This window comes from Mesorhizobium sp. CNPSo 4689 (assembly GCF_057784325.1).
Genome location: NZ_JBWLUZ010000035.1, coordinates 37,120 through 51,971 on the forward strand (window position 1 = coordinate 37,120; position 14,852 = coordinate 51,971).

General features: G+C 62.8%; 11 protein-coding genes and 1 tRNA gene. 5 read left to right on the forward strand and 7 right to left on the reverse strand.

Features of this window, described 5'->3' with window-relative positions:
- The first annotated feature begins 41 nt into the window (after nucleotides 1-41).
- Complete coding sequence (locus AC04SI_RS27995) at nucleotides 42-1,013, forward strand: patatin family protein (RefSeq protein ID WP_192177654.1); 972 nt, start codon at nucleotides 42-44, stop codon at nucleotides 1,011-1,013.
- 18 nt (nucleotides 1,014-1,031) lie between these two features.
- Here the strand turns inward: AC04SI_RS27995 and recJ are convergent, their stop codons facing one another.
- The 5 genes from recJ to AC04SI_RS28020 form a co-directional block, all read right to left on the reverse strand.
- Nucleotides 1,032-2,816 carry a single-stranded-DNA-specific exonuclease RecJ gene (gene recJ / locus AC04SI_RS28000; protein WP_488475309.1) on the reverse strand — a complete coding sequence of 595 codons (1,785 nt, stop codon included), beginning with the start codon at nucleotides 2,814-2,816 and terminating at the stop codon, nucleotides 1,032-1,034.
- A gap of 66 nt (nucleotides 2,817-2,882) precedes the next feature.
- Nucleotides 2,883-3,866 (reverse strand): class II fructose-bisphosphatase, encoded by a 984-nt coding sequence (gene glpX / locus AC04SI_RS28005; protein ID WP_488475310.1) that lies wholly within the window; start codon nucleotides 3,864-3,866, stop codon nucleotides 2,883-2,885.
- 144 nt (nucleotides 3,867-4,010) lie between these two features.
- On the reverse strand, nucleotides 4,011-5,324 hold the full coding sequence (locus tag AC04SI_RS28010) for a homoserine dehydrogenase (protein WP_192177657.1): 1,314 nt from the start codon (nucleotides 5,322-5,324) through the stop codon (nucleotides 4,011-4,013).
- 45 nt (nucleotides 5,325-5,369) lie between these two features.
- The gene (locus tag AC04SI_RS28015; RefSeq protein ID WP_404281938.1) at nucleotides 5,370-6,587 is read right to left on the reverse strand and encodes an LL-diaminopimelate aminotransferase; all 1,218 of its coding nucleotides are present in this window, start codon (nucleotides 6,585-6,587) and stop codon (nucleotides 5,370-5,372) included.
- A 60-nt stretch (nucleotides 6,588-6,647) separates the two neighbouring features.
- Complete coding sequence (locus AC04SI_RS28020; protein ID WP_192177658.1) at nucleotides 6,648-7,055, reverse strand: hypothetical protein; 408 nt, start codon at nucleotides 7,053-7,055, stop codon at nucleotides 6,648-6,650.
- 97 nt (nucleotides 7,056-7,152) lie between these two features.
- Here AC04SI_RS28020 and phaC point away from each other — a divergent pair, with 97 nt between their 5' ends.
- From phaC to AC04SI_RS28035, 3 genes are all read left to right on the forward strand, one after another.
- On the forward strand, nucleotides 7,153-8,988 hold the full coding sequence (gene phaC / locus AC04SI_RS28025; protein ID WP_488475311.1) for a class I poly(R)-hydroxyalkanoic acid synthase: 1,836 nt from the start codon (nucleotides 7,153-7,155) through the stop codon (nucleotides 8,986-8,988).
- A 327-nt stretch (nucleotides 8,989-9,315) separates the two neighbouring features.
- Nucleotides 9,316-10,455: a YcbK family protein gene (locus AC04SI_RS28030; RefSeq protein WP_488475312.1), complete on the forward strand. Its 1,140-nt coding sequence runs from the start codon at nucleotides 9,316-9,318 to the stop codon at nucleotides 10,453-10,455.
- Nucleotides 10,456-10,632: 177 nt separating this feature from the next.
- Nucleotides 10,633-10,707: transfer RNA gene (locus AC04SI_RS28035), tRNA-Glu, on the forward strand.
- Between the two features lie 558 nt (nucleotides 10,708-11,265).
- Here AC04SI_RS28035 and AC04SI_RS28040 read toward each other — a convergent pair.
- Nucleotides 11,266-11,820, reverse strand: a complete 555-nt coding sequence (locus AC04SI_RS28040) for a hypothetical protein (RefSeq protein ID WP_488475313.1) — start codon at nucleotides 11,818-11,820, stop codon at nucleotides 11,266-11,268.
- Nucleotides 11,821-12,130: 310 nt separating this feature from the next.
- Nucleotides 12,131-12,454 carry a hypothetical protein gene (locus AC04SI_RS28045; RefSeq protein ID WP_488475314.1) on the reverse strand — a complete coding sequence of 108 codons (324 nt, stop codon included), beginning with the start codon at nucleotides 12,452-12,454 and terminating at the stop codon, nucleotides 12,131-12,133.
- A gap of 1,047 nt (nucleotides 12,455-13,501) precedes the next feature.
- On the opposite strand from AC04SI_RS28045, the gene AC04SI_RS28050 reads away from it, so the two are divergent.
- The gene (locus AC04SI_RS28050; RefSeq protein WP_192178824.1) at nucleotides 13,502-13,792 is read left to right on the forward strand and encodes a hypothetical protein; all 291 of its coding nucleotides are present in this window, start codon (nucleotides 13,502-13,504) and stop codon (nucleotides 13,790-13,792) included.
- The last annotated feature ends 1,060 nt before the right edge of the window (nucleotides 13,793-14,852 follow it).

Genomic DNA, 14,852 nt, shown 5'->3' on the forward strand with positions numbered 1-14,852 from the left:
ATCCTTGCTGTAGAAGGGATGTGGGACAAGGGGAGATTGTGATGCTCGAATGGGCGTCATTGCGTAGCAGACCAGACGTTCGAGAGGCCAACGGCCCCTCCTCGTCGGGCGGCGCATCCGATACGAAGCCTGGCAAGAAAACAGGCATTTCATTGGCGCTCGGCGGTGGCTGCGCGCGGGGCTGGGCTCATATCGGCGTGCTGCGTGCGCTCGACGAGGCCGGCATCGAAGTGTCGATGATCGCCGGCACTTCGATCGGCGCCCTGGTCGGCGGCTGCTACCTTGCCGGCAAACTGGACGATCTCGAGGAATTCGCCAGGAGCCTGACCAAGCGGCGCCTCTTCGGCCTTCTCGATCTCAATCTGCGCGGCAGCGGGCTGTTCGGCGGCATGAAGCTGGACGCCAGGCTGCGCGAGCACATGGCCGGCATCCGCTTCGAAGACCTGTCCAAGCCTTTCGTTTGCGTCACCTCGGAAATCCGCACCGGCCATGAGATCTGGCTGTCGAGCGGCTCGCTGATCACCGCCATGCGTGCTTCCTACGCGCTGCCCGGCGTGTTCGAGCCAGTAATCTGCAACGGCCGCGTCCTGGTCGACGGCGCGCTGGTCAATCCGGTGCCGGTCTCGGTCTGCCGCGCCTACGAGCAGCCGCTGGTTGTCGCGGTCAACCTTCACTACGACCTGTTCGGCCGCGCCGCCGTCATCAAGCACAGCGCCGGTGAACTGGTCATCGAGAAGGACGCGCCAAGAGCCGGCCACGTCGACGCCGAGCGCCAGTCGCACCAAACGCGGCTCGGCATCACTGGCGTCATGGTCGAGGCCTTCAACATCATCCAGGATCGCATTTCGCGCGCCAGGCTGGCCGGTGACCCGCCCGACATGTCGCTGCAGCCCAAGCTCAGCCATATCGGCCTGACCGAATTCCATCGCGCCGACGAGGCGATCCGCCTCGGCTACCAGGCGACGATGGCGCAGATCAGCGAACTCACCCGGCTGCAGACGGTTCTCGCCTGACCCACAATCAGACAGTTCTCAGGCTATTGCCGCGTCGGTGATGCGGAACTGCACCGTGCGGTTGCCGTTCCAGTAATTGCCCGACAGCGAACCCGCGACATGCACCGTCTTGCCCCGGTTCTTGAACAGGAATTCGCCAAGCGCGGTATCGACGGCGCGAAAGGCGATCGCCTGGATGCGGCCGCCGCTTTGCGACTGCAGCTCGGCGCGGATGTGGTTGGTGCCGACCGGCCGTGCATCCGCCAGCCGGTGGCGCGGCAGCGCGAAGACCGGCGCGACATGGCCGGCGCCGAACGGCCCGGCCTTTTCCAGCGCGTCGAGCAGCGCGAGTGTGGCGCCCTCGGCGGCGAGTGCACCGTCGATGGCCAGGCTCTCCTCGTCCTGCAGCCGGAACACCTCGGCCGCCGCCCGCTCCTCGAAGAAGGCTCTTAGCGCCCCGAGCTTCGCCCGCTCGACCGTGATGCCGGCCGCCATGCCGTGGCCGCCGCCCTTGACGATCAGCCCGGCATCTGCCGCCTCGCGCACCAGCCGTCCGAGATCGAAGCCGGACACCGAGCGTCCCGAGCCGGTGCCGACGCCATTGGCGTTGAAGGCGATGGCAAAGGCCGGCCGCCGTGCGTGGTCCTTGAGCCGCGAGGCGAGCAGGCCGACGATACCCGGATGCCAGGTGGTGCTGGCGGTGACGACGACGGCCGGGCCATTGCCGCCGGCAAGCTCGGCATCGGCTTCGGCGCGCGCCTGCGCCAGCATCTCCAGCTCCATCTGCTGGCGTTCCTGATTGAGCCGGTCGAGCGTCTCGGCGATCGTGTTGGCCTCGACCGGATCGTCGGTGGCGAGCAGGCGGCTGCCGAGGGCGGCGTCGCCGATGCGCCCGCCGGCATTGATGCGCGGCCCGATCAGATAGGCGAGATGAAAGGTGCTGATCGGCTCGCCGATGCGCGACACCCGCGCAAGGGCGGCCAGCCCCTCGTTCTTCTGCTGGCGCGCCACCTGCAGCCCCTTGACCACGAAGGCGCGGTTGACGCCGGTCAGCGGCACCACATCGCAAACGGTGGCCAGCGCCACCAGGTCGAGCAGCGAAAGCAGATCCGGTGACCTGGCATCCGGCAGCCGACCGCGCAGAATCCTGGCCGTCTGCACCAGGGTGAGAAAAACGACGCCGGCCGCGCAAAGATGGCCCTGCCCGGAAAGATCGTCCTCGCGATTGGGATTGACCACCGCATCGGCTGCCGGCAGCGGACCGCCGACCTGATGGTGGTCGAGCACCACGACATCGGCGCCGGCCTCTCTCGCCGCGTCGATGGAGACGGCACTGTTGGTGCCGCAATCGACAGTGACGATCAGGGTCGCGCCGCGCGAGATGAGGTCGCGCATAGCCTCCGGATTGGGGCCGTAACCTTCGAAGATGCGGTCGGGTATGTAGATCTCGGACGGCACCGAGAAATGCCCGAGAAAGCGCTTGAGCAGCGCCGACGAGGCGGCTCCGTCGACATCGTAGTCGCCGAAGATCGCCACCTTTTCCTTGGCGATTATGGCCCCGGCGATGCGGGCCGCGGCCTTCCCCATGTCGGTCAGCGATGCCGGATCCGGCAAGAGATCGCGGATCGTCGGATCGAGGAAGCGCTCGGTCTGCTCGGCGGTCACGCCGCGCCCGGCGAGCACCCGCGCGACGATATCCGGCACGACGTAGCCTTGCGCTATGGCAAGTGCAGTCATGTCCTGCCGCTCGGTCAGCCGGTGTTCCCAGGAGACACCGGTAGCCGACTGCCTTACGTCGAGGAAAAGCCTCTTCTCGCCCGTCATATGACGTGCCGCCCGCCTATTGCCATCTGTCACGACATCAATAGGCGACGGCTAAGCAGGAAGGAATCAAAACTTTTCCAGATCCTGATGGCGTGCCTTGATCTCGCGCACGGTGCGCGACGACGAACGCAGCACGATGGTGTGCGTGGTGATGTAGGTGCGGCCGAACTTGACGCCGTCGAGCATGTTGCCGTCGGTGACACCGGTTGCCGCAAACAGCACGTCGCCGCACGCCATGTCCTGCGCGCGGTAGACCCGCTTCGGGTCGGAGATGCCCATCTTGGCCGCGCGCGCCACCTTTTCCGGCGTGTCGAGGATCAGCCGGCCCTGCATCTGGCCGCCGGTGCAACGCAAGGCTGCCGCCGCCAGCACCCCTTCCGGCGCGCCGCCGGTACCGAGATAGATGTCGATGCCGGTCTCTTCCGGATCGGTGGTGTGGATGACCCCGGCGACATCGCCGTCGCCGATCAGCCGGATCGCCGCGCCCGTCGCCCGTACCGCCTCGATCAGTCTACCGTGGCGCGGCCGGTCGAGGATGCAGGCGGTGATCTCGGACACCGCAACACCCTTGGCCCTGGCGAGGCTGGCGATGTTTTCGGCCGGCGAGGCGTCGATGCCGATGACGCCTTCGGCATAGCCCGGGCCGATGGCGATCTTGTCCATATAGACGTCCGGCGCGAACAAAAGGCTGCCCTTTTCCGCAATCGCGATGACGGCAAGCGCGTTAGGCAGGTTCTTGGCGCAGATCGTCGTGCCTTCCAGCGGATCGAGCGCGATATCGACCGTCGGGCCTTTGCCGGTGCCGACCTCTTCGCCGATGTAGAGCATCGGCGCCTCGTCGCGCTCGCCCTCGCCGATCACCACTGTGCCCTTGATGGCGAGGCGGTTGAGCTCCTCGCGCATGGCATCGACGGCGACCTGGTCGGCGGCCTTCTCGTCGCCGCGTCCGCGCAGCCTGGCGGCGGCGACAGCGGCCCGTTCGGTGACGCGCACCAGTTCCATGGTGAGTATCCGGTCGAGACCGGCGACAATGTTCTGGGCGACATTCATCGATGGAAAATCCTTGTTGCCACGCTACCTCCCGCCAGAGGCCCGCTTCTTGTGTCAAAGCTCCATGACAACGGCAAGACTTGCCACGTCAATTTTTCGAAATCGCAGCAATATCAATCGATTAAAGGCGGAATATGATTGAATTTATCCGGCGCGTTCGATGCGGATCACCTGCGGTTTGTCGGTCAGATGGCCGTCCTTGGTGATGCCGTCGACGGCCTTGCGCACCGCCGCTTCGGTCGTCTCGTGGGTGACCAGGATGACCGTCTTCTGCGCGTCCGTTTCCGGCCCGGAGGCGTGCTGGACAATCGATTCCAGCGAAATGTCGTTGTCGGCCATGCGCTTGGCGATCGCCGCAAAGACGCCGATGCGGTCATGCACGGTCAGCCGGATGAAATAGCCGCCGGCATGGCTGCGCATCTGCGCTTTCTTGTAGGGTTTCAATTCCTTGGCCGGACGGCCGAAGACCGGACCGTGCTGGAAGCCCGGCCGGCTCTTGGCGATGTCGGCGATATCACCGATGACGGCCGACGCCGTGGCGTTGCCGCCGGCGCCGGGGCCGGAAAGCAGCAGCTCGCCAAGGATGTCGGTCTCGATCGCCACCGCATTGGTGACGCCATGCACCTGCGCGATGACCGAGGCGGTCGGCACCATGGTCGGATGCACGCGCTGCTCGATGCCGCTGTCGGTGCGCTGGGCAACGCCGAGCAGCTTGATCCGGTAGCCGAGATCGGCGGCCGCGCGGATGTCGGCCTGGCTGATGTTGGAGATGCCTTCCATGTAGATGTCGTTGGCGGCGATTTTCGTGCCGAAGGCCAGGCTGGTCAGGATCGACAGCTTGTGCGCCGTGTCATGCCCTTCGATGTCGAAGGTTGGATCGGCCTCGGCATAGCCGAGGCGCTGCGCATCCTTCAGGCAGGCGTCGAAGGAGATGCCCTCGGCCTCCATGCGGGTCAGGATGTAGTTGCAGGTGCCGTTGAGGATGCCGAAGACGCGGGTGACGGAATTGCCGGCCATCGCCTCGCGCATTGTCTTGATGACCGGGATGCCGCCGGCCACCGCCGCCTCGTAGTTGAGCAGCACGCCCTTCTTCTCGGCGATCTCGGCAAGCTGCACGCCATGCTTGGCCAGCAGCGCCTTGTTGGCGGTCACCACGTGGCGGCCGGCCCCCAGTGCCGCTTTCACGGACGCGAGCGCGGGCCCCTCGTCGCCGCCGATCAATTCGACGAAGACGTCGATATCGGCCTTCTCAGCCATCTTCACGGCGTCGTCGAACCAAGTCGCCGAGCCAATGTCGACACCGCGGTCGCGCTTCGGATCGCGGGCGGAGACAGCTGTAACGACGATGTCGCGGCCGCACTGGCGGGTCAGTTCCGCCGCCTTGTCGCCGAGCACGCGCACCACCGAGGCACCGACAGTGCCGAGACCGGCAATTCCAACACGCAACGCTTCAGCCATGTCCGGCGACGCCCCTCAAATTCGTTTCGATGATGTCAGGCAAACTCAGCGATGCGCGGAGAGCGGCACCACATTGTTGGGCTGCTTGGCGCTGGACGCCAGGAAGCGCTTGATGTTGCGGGCAGCCTGCCGGATCCGGTGCTCGTTCTCGACCAGCGCGATGCGCACATGATCGTCGCCATGCTCGCCGAAGCCGACGCCCGGCGCCACCGCCACGTCGGCGTGCTCGATGAGCAGCTTCGAGAATTCGAGCGAGCCGAGATGACGGAACGGTTCCGGGATCGGCGCCCAGGCGAACATCGAGGCAGCCGGCGCCGGGATGGTCCAGCCGGCGCGGGTGAAGGCGTCGACCATCACGTCGCGGCGCTTGTGGTAGACCTCGCGGACTTCGGCGATATCGGCGCCGTCGCCGTTCAGCGCATGCGCCGCAGCCACCTGGATCGGCGTGAAGGCGCCATAGTCGAGGTAGGATTTTACGCGCGTCAGCGCGGAGATCAGCCGTTCGTTACCGACGGCGAAGCCCATGCGCCAGCCGGGCATGGAAAACGTCTTCGACATCGAGGTGAACTCGACGCAGACATCGATGGCGCCCGGAACCTGCAGCACCGAAGGCGGCGGGTTGCCGTCGAAATAGATCTCCGAATAGGCAAGGTCCGACAGGATGATGATGTCGTTCTTCTTGGCGAAGGCGACCACGTCCTTGTAGAAATCGAGCGAGGCGACCAGCGCCGTCGGGTTCGACGGATAGTTGAGGATCAGCGCCAGCGGCTTCGGGATCGAGTGGCGGATGCCGCGCTCGACCGCCGGGATGAAGCCGTCATCCGGCTCGACCTGCAGCGAGCGGATGACGCCGCCCGACATGATGAAGCCGAAGGCATGGATCGGATAGGTCGGGTTCGGGCAAAGGATCACGTCGCCGGGCGCGGTGATCGCCTGCGCCATGTTGGCGAAGCCTTCCTTGGAGCCCAGCGTCGCCACCACCTGCGTGTCCGCGTCGAGCTTCACGCCGAAGCGGCGCTGATAGTAGGCGGCCTGGGCGCGGCGCAGGCCCGGAATGCCGCGCGACGACGAATAGCGATGCGTGCGCGGATCGCGCACCACTTCGCACAATTTGTCGACGATGGCCTTCGGCGTCGGCAGGTCCGGATTGCCCATGCCAAGGTCGATGATGTCGGCGCCGCGCGAGCGGGCGCTGGCCTTCAGCCGATTGACCTGCTCGAAGACATAAGGCGGAAGCCGGCGGACCTTGTGAAATTCTTCCATGTCAGTTCCAGACATTTAAACGTGTTTGGCAAAGAGACGCTTTCGGCGTGCGATATAGCCCTAATTGCAGGTAGGGTCGAGGGCGGGATCGCATTTGGTCTCGATCTGCTTCAGCGTATCGTCGCCATGGGTCTTCGCCAGCGAGTTCAGCGCCGCCGGATTGCTCCCACCGGTGCCGCCGCTCTTGCCGAGCTGCGCCTGCTGGTCGCCCTTCAATTGGGCAAGCTTGGCCTTGGTCTCCTCAGGCGTGAGCTGCTTGGCAGCCACCTGCGGCGGGATGTTGAGGTTCGGATAGGAGCCGGTGTCCTTCGGGCCGTCGGTAGTGGCGACCGGCGTCGTGTTGCCGGTGTTGCTGCTGGCGCAGCCGCCGGCCGCAAGCAGGGTGCCCCCCAGCAAGGCCATCGCGGCAGCGATGCGGCAAATACCAACAGCGCTCGAAAAAACGGTCTCGCCGACATTAATCGTCATATTGTTTTCCTGGCAGCCGGGTTAGACCGTGTTGGACCCGGCCGAATGTCCCATGATACTATGTCAAGAAAACGCTCCGGGAGGAACCCCGAGAACCATGTCCAAGACACCCGATTCGGGCAAAGCGGAAGATGGCGGACCTTCGACCGTCGAGCAATATCTGGTAAAGGACCCGGAACGCTTTGCGCTGAACATGGCGCGCATGGTCGAGCAGGCCGGCAAGGCCGCCTCCGCCTGGGCCGAGCCGCGCGAAAAGGGCGAGGTGCGCGATCACGTCGCCGAACCCGTGGTCGACATGGTCAAGACTTTCTCCAAGCTCAGCGAATACTGGCTTGCCGACCCGCAGCGTGCGCTGGAGGCGCAGACGCGGCTGTTCGCCGGCTATATGACCGTCTGGGCAAATGCCATTCAGCGCGTCAGCCCCAACGCCGAAGCACCTGACGACGCGGTCAAGCCGGAGCGCGGCGACAAGCGCTTCCAGGATCCCGAATGGGGCCGCAACGCCTTCTTTGATTTCCTCAAGCAGGCCTATCTCGTCACCTCGCGCTGGGCTGCCGACCTGGTCGAGCATGCCGAGGGGCTGGACGAGCACACCCGCCACAAGGCCAGTTTCTACGTCAAGCAGGTGTCCAACGCGATTTCACCGTCGAACTTCATCCTGACCAATCCGGAGCTGTTTCGCGAAACCGTCGCCTCCAACGGCGAGAACCTGGTGCGCGGCATGAAGATGCTGGCCGAGGACATCGCCGCCGGCAAGGGCGACCTGAAGCTCAGGCAGGCCGACTATTCGCCCTTCGAGATCGGCAAGAACGTCGCCACCACACCCGGCAAGGTGGTCGGCCGCAGCGATGTCGCCGAGATCATCCAGTATGACCCGACGACCGAGACGGTGCTCAAGCGGCCGCTGCTGATCTGCCCGCCCTGGATCAACAAATACTACATCCTCGATCTCAACCCGCAGAAATCCTTCATCCGCTGGGCGATCGAGCAGGGCCACACCGTCTTTGTCATCTCCTGGATCAATCCGGACGAGCGCCACGGCGCCAAGGGCTGGGAGGCCTATATCCGCGAGGGCCTGCAATACGGCCTCGACATGGCCGAGAAGGCCACCGGCGAAAGGGACGTCAACGCCATCGGCTACTGCGTCGGCGGCACGCTGCTGGCGGCGGCATTGGCGCTGCTGGCGCAAGAGGGCGACGACCGCATCAAATCGGCCACCTTCTTCACCACCCAGGTCGATTTCACCTATGCCGGCGACTTGAAAGTCTTCGTCGACGAAGACCAGGTCGCGGCCGTCGAGAAGTCGATGAACGAGAAGGGCTACCTCGACGGCACCAAGATGGCGACAGCCTTCAACATGCTGCGCTCGGGCGACCTGATCTGGCCCTATGTCGTCAACAACTACATGCGCGGCAAGGATCCCCTGCCCTTCGACCTGCTCTACTGGAACGCCGATTCCACCCGCATGGCCGCCGCCAACCATTCCTTCTATCTGCGCAACTGCTACCTCGAGAACAACCTCTCGAAAGGCACGATGGAACTTGCCGGCCGCACTGTGTCGCTCGCCGACATCACCATTCCGGTCTACAACCTCGCCTCCAAGGAAGACCACATTGCGCCGGCGCTTTCGGTGTTCCTCGGGTCGAAGTATTTCGGCGGCCCGGTCGAGTATGTGATGGCCGGCTCCGGCCACATTGCCGGCGTCGTCAACCCGCCGGCTTCGATGAAGTACCAGTACTGGACCGGCGGCAAGCCGGTGGGCGACTTTGGCCAGTGGTTCGCTTCGGCGATGGAGCATCCCGGCTCCTGGTGGACGCACTGGCAGCGCTGGATCGAGACCCAGGACAACACCCGCGTTGCAGCCCGCAAACCGGGCAAGCATATGAAAACCTTGGGCGATGCGCCGGGCACCTATGTCAAGGTGCGTGTGTAACAGACTGTAATGTCTGGTGAGTTGACGGCTAGGCAAAACAGGCCGAAATGGTGTCGTCAACCATCCGGCAGCCTCAATTCGCCTTCTACAATCGAATAAATCCGAGGCTTGCAGATTTGACACAGGTCCCGTTTCCGGTTGGGGAACAGAGGGGGCATTGCGATGGAGCGCGAGGCGCCGAGTCGACGATGAACCGGCCGGATACCGAGGGGGAAATTTGTTTTGAGATCAGCAGGTTGGCGTCTCACACGAGGGGAAAGCCGCAGCATTGCGGCAGCGCTTTTCTCCGTGCTTCTGGCGTCCTGTACCTCCGCCGGCGACCCGACAATGTCCGTCGGCATGCCGGGCTACAACGCCACCTCGGCCGACATCAATGCGGCCTCCAGCGCGACAACGGCAACCGCGACCGATTCGTCAATGCAGGCGACGTCAGCCTCTTCGGAGGCCTCGACCGTGATGAGTGAGGGCGACAAGCCTTTGCCTGAAAAGGTCGCCTATGTGCCGGTGACCAAGCCCGGGGCGGCCTTCCCCATCAACGTGCCTGCCGGTTCCGACACCGTTGCCGGCAATACGCCGCAGCCGCTGGTGCAGCCGGCGCAGACAGCCGCCGAGACCGACGCCGTCGCGCAGAAGGTCGCCGCCGCCGATGCCTCCACGACGGCACCGAAAGCCGACGCCAAGGCTGCCGCCCCGGCGGTGGACAAAGCCGTCTATGTGACGGCCGGCGAGGCGGCGCCGCAGCAGGTCAGCGCACCGAAGAAGGGTTTCCTCGCCTCGCTGTTCAGCACCACACCGGCCTCGGCGGCACCGGCGCCGTTTGTCAACGCGCGCTCGGGCGAGCAGCCTGTGCAGGCCAAGGCCACGGCGCCCGCAAAGCCTATTATCACGCTGGCCTCGGCCACTCCTGCCGAAAAGCCGGTACAGCTTGCCTCGATCGGCGGCGATAGCAACCACATCACCGGTGCCGACGCCCTGCCCGGCGTGCGCCAGACGGCGCTGTTCGAGATCAAGCGCAAATCCGGTCTCGACGACGAAAGCGACGTCGATCTGAACGAGGACGAGGGCGGCGCTTACCAGGTGGCCTCTGCCGCGGGCCTTGCCCGCCTGGCCCCGAACGGCCTGCTGAAGCAGAACGAGAGCGTCGACGTCGCCTGCCTGAAGCCCTCGCTGGTGCGCGTGCTGAAGACGATCGAAGGCCACTACGGCCGCAAGATGGTCGTCACCTCGGGCTATCGCGACCCGGCCCGCAACCGCCGCGCCAACGGCGCCAAGAACTCGCTGCACATGTATTGCGCCGCCGCCGACATCCAGGTTCCCGGCGTCTCCAAATGGGATCTGGCAAACTACATCCGTACCATGCCCGGTCGTGGCGGCGTCGGCACCTATTGCCACACCGAATCCGTGCATATCGATGTCGGCCCCGAGCGCGACTGGAACTGGCGCTGCCGCCGGCGCAGCGCCGGCTGATTTTTCGCCGACCTGCGCAACTCTGCCGAATACGTTTTCCGAAGATCGGGCAAAGCTGCGAAGCCGCGGCCCGCAGCCAAAAACGCTGTTTTTGCCACTGTTGAAAAAAGTTGTCGCAGGCGGCGGCAGACGGGTTGCCGGTTGCGAACAACGCAATTATAAGCCGCTCATCTGAGCGCGCCCATCGTCTAGCGGTCAGGACACCGCCCTTTCACGGCGGTAACAGGGGTTCGATTCCCCTTGGGCGTACCAGACATTTCAAGCACTTAGCTAAAATCCTTCCTCCCCTGTCCAATATCTGGCCAATATCCGCCCGGCTTTGTTGAGTCGAGCGATTCCCTGTCACTCGGCTCGCTCATGCGACTGGAGGGGGAAAAATGCGAAATGTGGTACTTGGCCTGGCTGTTGCGGCTCTCGCCGGCTGCTCAAACAGCGAGCCTCGCTATGAAGTTTCGCAGGGGTCGATCGTTTCGTATATCCAGCCGTCCCAATCTCAGCAGACAACGATCTTGCTTGATCGGAAAACCGCGAAAAGCTGGTATTTGGTCCGCACAGCCTCTGGCGAGATCGTTTGGTTCTCTATCAGCGATCCGATGAACCTCCCATGAAAAAGGCCCGCCACCCAGGAGAGGCAGCGGGCGCTTAGTTCGGGAGGAGGTCGGGCGTCCCCTTTGCCCATGAACAACGGTACGGTACGCCTCGCTTAGCTGGATAATAAGCTCGCGCCGGTTGAAGCTCTGCATATTCAAGCTGCGTGACTTTTCGGCCACAAAGAAAGCCCGCCACCGTAGCGGCGGGACTAAACCAGTTTCAGATTTCGGTCAGACTCCCGGTCGACAAAACGCTCTCACGATTCCCATCGGCATTCAGCCGTTCGAGCTTTTCGAGATGTTTTGCCGTGGCAAAGCCATTGACGATGAACTGGCCATGGTTGATCCAGAGAGCCCCACCCGGCGGCATCAGATTGGTGTTTATGACCGATGTTCTAATGGAATATCGGAGCGGCATGCCCCCCGCCGCCCCTTTCTCAGAGTTGATTTTCTCAATGGCCTCGCGGTGAACTTCGACGGCCTGGCGCGATAGAATGAACTCTCCGCCATGCATCAAGCCGGACATCTCAAAAATCCCGCCACCCACGTGAAGGTACATCGGAATATCGTCGTCAGTGCCATGGCGACCTACTACCAGCCCACCATGACGCGCATCGGCGATGCGCATCGCTTCCATTTCCCCAAAGAAATCTGTGAACGTGAGGCGATAGGTGGGCGTCGAGCATTCTGGACATTCACCAACCTGGAGAGGTACGGATGTCTCGCAAACCCGGCAAGGCGATTCTGCCGCGATATCTACACAGAACTGAACCATTTTGATTCTCCCCCATCACATCCCTGCACCAATGATGACGAGCTAGGGGAAAATGAAAAGCCCGCCACCTTGCGGCAGCGGGCCATTTCGAAACTAGTTCCGATTTCAGGCGCCTTGCCGACCCGAGATCAGGCCGGGCTGGTCGCACTTCGCCGCCGCCGTAATATCTCTCGTCGCCATTGAAATCCAAGTTCGTTCGGCTCGATCGAGGCTATCGGATCGCGTTCGCGCCAGCCCGTAGCAATGCCGGTCATCCGGCTGTATCAGACCCGAGCGAGATAGAAAGAAAGGCCGGAAGCCGAAGCCGCCGTCAATAGCCAGTTGGAAACCACGGACTGGTGTCATACCCTAAGCGCGGATTATAATGATCCAGGAAGTTTGCGGCCCGATTTGACGGTTGCGCAACAACGGTGCCTGTCGATTTACAATCCAGTTTCGGGGTCGGCTTGCTGCCAGCCTTCATATGAGCTGCAGAACACGAGGTTGCAGCCTGAGCGGTGGCCACCTTTTTCTTCTCTTTCGCAACAGCTGCTCCGGTGGCGGCCAATACCATTGCTACGCCAAAGCGAATATAGTGCCAGTAAAAAAGGCTCGCCACTGTGAGGTAGCGGGGTTCGATTCCGTTTTGAACCATTCCGCAGCCTCAGCTTTGGAGCTATGTTACGTCGCGGAGGCGAAGGGCGATGGATACGGTAACGTCTGCGATTATGGTGCTGTTGTCGTGCAGTCCCGATTTGATGCTATGCCGAGCGCCGGCCGCAAAGCCCACGATCTTTTCGACCACGTCCCAATGCGAACAAGCGCTGACTGATCAGATATCGAGAGTTCCGCGCGCTGGTCAAAAAACGGTTGGACGTTGCCAGGCGATCAGAGATGAGAATGATATCGCGAGATGGGGCGTCTCGCCGAATGGCGAGCTATTCTATGCCAGCGCGACGGACGTGACCGAGACAGTAGAAGCCTCGACCGCGACCGTTGCGCCTGCCCCTGCAAAGAGCGGACCTACCACAGTGCGCGTAACGCGAGGTAACGGTTCCGGCGCGACGACAACGTCGTCGTACACTGTGCTTCGCACCGACTCAAAGTGAGCTAAAGAAGCCCGGCCAAGAATGGCGGCGGCGCTGGCCAAGGCGATCGAAAGGCTGGAAAATGAGGGCGGGATCGTCGGTGAGGATGATGTGTAAAGGGCGATCGACCATCCCGCTGTCCGCGATATTGCTTGCGGCCGCAAGCCTGACGGGCTGCGGTGACTCACCACAAGAGCCAGCTGGCTCGGCATATCGGATCGTTGACGCGGTGAGCGCTGATGCATCGTGCGATGCTGGCGAACTGCTGCTGAGCGCCTACTGCTTCTCTGATGCCGGCCGAAGCATCTCAGCGAGTGGTCCGGCACTCCAACCAGATACAAACGGCAGGATTGTAGCAACATGCCTCACGGGCGGCCGCCATCTGCGTCTGTTCTGCATCAAACAGCCGTGACATGGACGCCAGCAATGATGACTAAGGGGCGAATCGAGTTCATCAGCGCAGTGCAAGAGGAAGGGATAGGGGTGCCGCAGCTATCGACCGCTGGCGGCGGCGCCGTCCGGACAGAGCCGGGGGGCGCGGGACCTAGATTTGGAAATCACGGGCGGGGAGAGTATAATTTATCGCGGGTGGATGGCCAAAGGGAGGAATGGGCATGCACGCAATCGTAAGAACCTATTCTGGCAAGGGAGCGAAAGAGCTTTTCGACGTGCTGGAGAAGCGCAAGACGGAAGTTGAGAGCCTCATACGGTCGGTGAAGGGATTTGTGAGTTACTCGCTCATCCGCACGGCAGATGGCGGCATTTCCGTTACGGTCTGCACTAACAAGGCCGGCACGGATGAAAGCCTCCAGAAAGCGAGAGACTGGATCAAGGAGAACGCGTCCAACACTGGCGTCGGCGCACCCGCAGTCTCTGAGGGCTCGATCGTTCTGCAATTGAAGTAGCGCTACTAGCCTGGAGCCGAGACCCTGAAGAACGAAGAACTGTGTGGTCGAAGTGAGTGCTACGGCTGACACGCCGTCGTTCTAGGGCTCGCGCGCTCATGCTGAGACAAGCTGGCCGGCCGCCTTAGGTTCCTTCCTCGAAGTCCTGTCGCATGGCGTAGCGTGTGCTCGCCGCGAAGGAACTTAACCCGGCCGGTGATGCCTGGCTTGACCCATTCGACATCATCGGCAAAGGCGCTCGGCACCCGCTGCGCTGGCTTGGACGCCCTGGCCTCCTGTACACGCTCCGTCGCTTCGAGACCATGCCCTCCAGGCCCATCTGCTCAACAGCTTCGAAGAACGCGGCGCCATTGCCGGCGCATCTGGGCCGAACCGGTCGCGGAGCTTCACAGGGTCGAGCGGCTTGCTATGGTTCGACACGCATGGCAAGGGCGTAGCCATCATAAAGGGAAGCCTTGACGAGAAACCTCGGTGGCGTCGTTGACGGCAACTACACGAGCCCCTGACCTTTGTTCACTGGCCGCCGGCCAGCAGTCGCTAGAATTGTACTAATTGAACATCTCTTTGATTAACGCCGGCAGCGCTATCTTCTGCCTGGGTTGCTCATGTGGGTAAGGACCATGCATGGTCGGGGTTGGGTCAGAGATCAGCGGCTCGCCGAAGCCGTGAAATTACGGAAGCAGATCGCTTCGCTGCAATGCGAACTAACCGAAAAAGCGTCTTGTGCTGTCGGAATGTTCAAGATGGCCCAGCTTGGCCAACAATTGCGTTGGCACAAGTTTCGCCTGGAGCTTCTCGAAGATTGTCTAGCCGGGCTGTCGGAGGGGCGCGCCATGACTTCGAAAGACTGCCTGGCTAACGAACCGTAGGGGAATGACGCTATTTCACCGGCCCGGTCCCGTTCCATCTGATCTTTAGCATTACCTAACGTAAGAACGCCTCTTGCACGTTTCGGGAACGGAATGAGGCCCATTCTATATCACGTCATATCGGCGTATATCTTCGCCAGCCGGCACCCGTTGTTTGCCGGTTAAGGCAGGCCGGGCGGCCGACCCCCCCC